A 4044-nucleotide genomic window follows, 5' to 3' on the forward strand; every position below is an offset into this window, starting at 1 on the left:
ATGCAAGAAGAGATAGCCAATATTATTGCATGGGTTTGAAGTGGAAAAGAAATGCATCATCCTAAGCTCAGACGTTTCACCACACCATTTAAAAGGATTTGGTGAGACGCTTCTCAATCAACTTGATAAAAGCATCATGATCAGTTTAGACACTCCATCTAATGAGCTTAAGAAAAAAATTGTAGAGCAAAAACTGCAAGAAAATAATGTGGTCATCGATCAAAAACAAATTCAAGCATTAGTAGAAGATAGTCGCAATCTTTGCCAACTGCAAGCTGAAATTTCCTTATTGGGATTCAAGAAAAAGTTTATGATGTAAGATGAAACATATAGACATATTTTGTCCAACTATTCTTTTATACTCCTAGTATTCAAACACAGGAGATAAATCATGGCTACCCATTCCGCCTTTAATGGTGACGATTACACCCTCCAGGAGATTGCTAATAAACTCGGTGTGACCCGTGAAAGGGCACGTCAGATCGAGATGAGTGCTCTGAAAAAACTTAAACATCCCAAACATCGAAAGCAGTTCAGCGAGATATTTGAAACGCTCGGAGCAATGAACAACCCAAAAGACAAAGGATTATCATGAACACCATCATCCATAAAGGCTCCAAGCTCAAAATCCAAAAAAACACTTTTTTGGTCTATTGTTCAGAAAATCAGACAAAACTTTCTCAAGCCATCTATGCCAAAGCAGCTTCATTGCTCGATACCGATAAAGGATTTTTTATCTCATCCCATCGATCGCAGGGTGAACAGCTATCACTGGTCTGTGCAGCGCATGAAGGGACCGATAGTGATAAATATCTCCACAACAAGCTCCTCAAAAGCGATTTGGAACGACTCAATCAGGCGATGATTCATTATTTTGGTGCAATTGAGCCGGCAATTCCGCCACAAATAAGACGAGAATGCGCATATGAAGATATTTCAGTTTATGCCCCGTATATCGATTATGCATTCATAGAATTCATAGACGTGAATACTGAAGAGGATATCGCATTTTTAGAAGAGCTTCAGCGACTCTCAAAAGAGCTCTCCATCCGTATTGAAGTGGGTGTCAGATGTATAGAAACATGGCGAGAGAAGATTAGCAATTTCGCAATCCTATCAGGTGTTTAAATGTGTACACAAGCCAAAGATACCATCCGCTATAACAACCAGGATATGACCATATGTGCTGCAAAGGAGGAAGGGCAAGAGAGCAGCACACTGTCGCCATTGTATGTTCTCAAAGAAAAAAGAGGCATTACGCTCAATCCTATTCAAGCCAATACAGGAAATTACCGGGGATATACTTGCCGATGGGAAGTGATTGGCGATACCCTCTATTTAACTCGGTTTAACAGCAAGTCATTTCGCATTTATACCTTTGATCAGTTTATGGGGATTACACCATCTGATGAAGCGAACGCAATCAGTGGTGAAAAGCACTATCCTCCCGATGAAGTGCATGTCAAGGCGGAATGGTTCAGCGGAGTCATCGTCGCACGCGCGTATCGAACCCAAAACACCGAGGAAAAAAACGGTTGGGAACTGCGATTCGATCACGGGCGATTGCTCGGTGCGGTTAAGTGACATGTATGGTCTCCGAAGCGGTTAAAAGATTATATTGAAGAGGAATAAAATGAATACACAAATCTATGACACCATGATTGATAGCGATAGATCGTTAACATTGGCACGAATTAGACGTGATGAGATAACAGATTTGTCGCCACTGCACGTATATTTAGACCGCCACGGTCTATGGCAACATTTTTCAGCACAATCGACGAATTTCAAAGGGTATGTGTGCAAATGGGAAATAATGGAGGGCAAGCTTTACCTTGCATCATTTAAAAGCTTTTCTCCACGGCTAAACAAAACGGCACAGATCTTCGGTGATATGCCTATTGTCTCTGACGGAACCAAAAATGAAAAAGGTCATGATCTCTTGATGGCTATCAAGCAAGTAGAATCGGGAATATGTCAAAAAATTGGTTTGGATCACAGTAAATACAAAGAAGTGCGTGAACTGATCGATGAACTATATGATATTTCGATGCAACTGACTCCCTTGAAACACAATGATGAAATAGATTATGATGCTTCAGAGGATACAACCAAAGTATTTGTCGCATGGTTTACGGGTGACGTATTTGCCTATCATAGTGAACAAGATCAAGACGAGGGTTATGGTTATCGATTTGAAGATGGGGTGTTGATGGAGAAAATCCCTCAGTACATTAAGAGATATAATACAATTGGCTGAATTTAGGAGGTACATCTTATGACCATGCAAATGAAAGACAGATTAATCCATAAAGAAGCGAATCAAGCAATCGTGAGTGGTTCTCCTCTGTTTGATTTACTGAAAGATCGCGAACTATTGGAAGCTCTTGGAAATGGATTAGTGGTTTTTGATTCTAGCAATAGGCGAGGTTTTACGTGTGAATGGACAATTATTGATGGTGAACTCTATTTGACAAAATTTCGTAGCCGATCGATGAGGCTGTATAAGACTGCGCAGATATTTGGAACAGAACCGATTTATGATTTAGACAAAGAGGGTAAAAATATTCATTCTTTTTACCCTGATGATACGACACAGGTAAAAGCCGACTGGTTTAGCGGGATAATTGTTGCCTATGATCAGCAAGCGCAAAATAAAAAAGACCTCAATGGATGGGAATATACTTTTCAAGAGGGGAAGTTGATCGATGAGAAGAGAAAATACGTTTTGATACCTGGATATAAATTGGCAATGAAGTTGAAGAAATATATGGATGATTGAGAAAAAGTTATAATGCTTTTAATTGAATAGCATGATCGGGATAAGTTTATGGAAAATATTGAAGATAATTTATTTGAAGAAGAAAATAAACTTTTTGAAGAATGGGAAAAGAAAAGACCTAATAATTTTGCTAAAGATGGTGCAGCCAAATTATACCTTCAAAGTGAACTAAAAATTTTATTCGTTTTAAAAGAAACAAATAAGACTGACGAAACATGGGATAGCAGAGAACGGTTAAATGAAGGGATGATGTATAGTTCGGGTAAGCCTATCACTTCTACATGGGATAATATTTATTGTTGGTCTAAAATTCTTTTGTCAAAAATTGTAAATAATTTTTGCCAAGCACCCAAAGATGCTGATGAAAGAAAAAAAATATTTCAAAAAATTGCAACAATGAATCTTAAAAAAGAACCTGGTGGGACTAGATCAAATTATGATGAGATCAGAAATACTGCTATTGAAGATAGTGATTTCATAAAAAAGCAGATTGAATTGTATACTCCCCATATTATCATTTGTTGCGGAAAAAATCTTATTTATAATCGAATAAATGCTCTTTTCCAAGGGGATAAGTTAAATTACGAAAATCAAAATTTGAGAATGAAACATATAAATATTTCTGCGGCATATCAAACATTACTTATAGATTATTATCATCCAGCTTCATCTAAAAAAAATGATTTCCATCATCAATCAATGCTTTCAATTAAAGAATTATTAACGAAAAATCGAGAACTTTTTTAGATTTATGTTTTAGAAAAATTAGTTGTCATGCTCGTAATACAGACACAATCTGTCCTCTTTATTGCTATAATTAACCCAATTTGTTTAAAAGAGACACAATGGCAATCTTAGCCGATCACGGATCACGCGGCAATCCCCTCCAGCACAAACGTCACGCCGATATACTGGAGCGTCTTGATAACGGTGAAGAACTCTCCATCGGTGAACTAGCACGAGAATGGAACGTTGATCCTAAAACCATCCAGCGTGATTTTGATAAACTCAAACAGATATACCCTGGACGAGTAGAGCGGGGTGAGGATAAGAAACGTTACCGCAAACCTCTTTCTCGCCGTGCCCAAAACGATGGTGATATGGTTCTGGAAATGCTGGAGAGCATGGTCAAAGATATTGGGGTGGATTTTTACAAAAAAGCCCATCCGTTGTTGGAACGACTACAGCGACAAATCAAATCACCGTTTTATACCCGTCTCGATGTCGAAGATATCGGGAGTAAATTAGAAATCGTCATGCAT

Annotated in this window: 7 protein-coding genes and 1 pseudogene; all 8 read left to right on the forward strand. The window is 38.1% G+C overall.

Annotated features, from left to right (window positions below; translation table 11 throughout):
• The first annotated feature begins 40 nt into the window (after window positions 1-40).
• Window positions 41-319, forward strand: coding sequence for a DnaA/Hda family protein (locus JHC35_RS05405; protein WP_295042770.1), 279 nt, complete (start codon window positions 41-43; stop codon window positions 317-319).
• A 102-nt stretch (window positions 320-421) separates the two neighbouring features.
• Window positions 422-595: pseudogene (locus tag JHC35_RS05410) on the forward strand (sigma factor-like helix-turn-helix DNA-binding protein); the annotation flags it as partial.
• Window positions 592-1128: a hypothetical protein gene (locus JHC35_RS05415; RefSeq protein WP_295042772.1), complete on the forward strand. Its 537-nt coding sequence runs from the start codon at window positions 592-594 to the stop codon at window positions 1126-1128. The pseudogene JHC35_RS05410 and the gene JHC35_RS05415, both read left to right, overlap by 4 nt.
• Window positions 1129-1584, forward strand: a complete 456-nt coding sequence (locus JHC35_RS05420) for a hypothetical protein (RefSeq protein ID WP_295042774.1) — start codon at window positions 1129-1131, stop codon at window positions 1582-1584. It begins immediately after the preceding gene.
• A gap of 49 nt (window positions 1585-1633) precedes the next feature.
• On the forward strand, window positions 1634-2260 hold the full coding sequence (locus JHC35_RS05425) for a hypothetical protein (protein ID WP_295042776.1): 627 nt from the start codon (window positions 1634-1636) through the stop codon (window positions 2258-2260).
• Between the two features lie 18 nt (window positions 2261-2278).
• Window positions 2279-2782 carry a hypothetical protein gene (locus tag JHC35_RS05430; RefSeq protein WP_295042778.1) on the forward strand — a complete coding sequence of 168 codons (504 nt, stop codon included), beginning with the start codon at window positions 2279-2281 and terminating at the stop codon, window positions 2780-2782.
• Window positions 2783-2830: 48 nt separating this feature from the next.
• Entirely contained in the window at window positions 2831-3529 is a 699-nt protein-coding gene (locus JHC35_RS05435) for a hypothetical protein (protein WP_295042780.1), read from the forward strand.
• A 98-nt stretch (window positions 3530-3627) separates the two neighbouring features.
• A partial coding sequence (locus JHC35_RS05440) for an HTH domain-containing protein (RefSeq protein WP_295042781.1) occupies window positions 3628-4044 on the forward strand: 417 nt, incomplete at its 3' end.

This window comes from Sulfuricurvum sp. (assembly GCF_022759005.1).
GTDB lineage: Bacteria > Campylobacterota > Campylobacteria > Campylobacterales > Sulfurimonadaceae > Sulfuricurvum.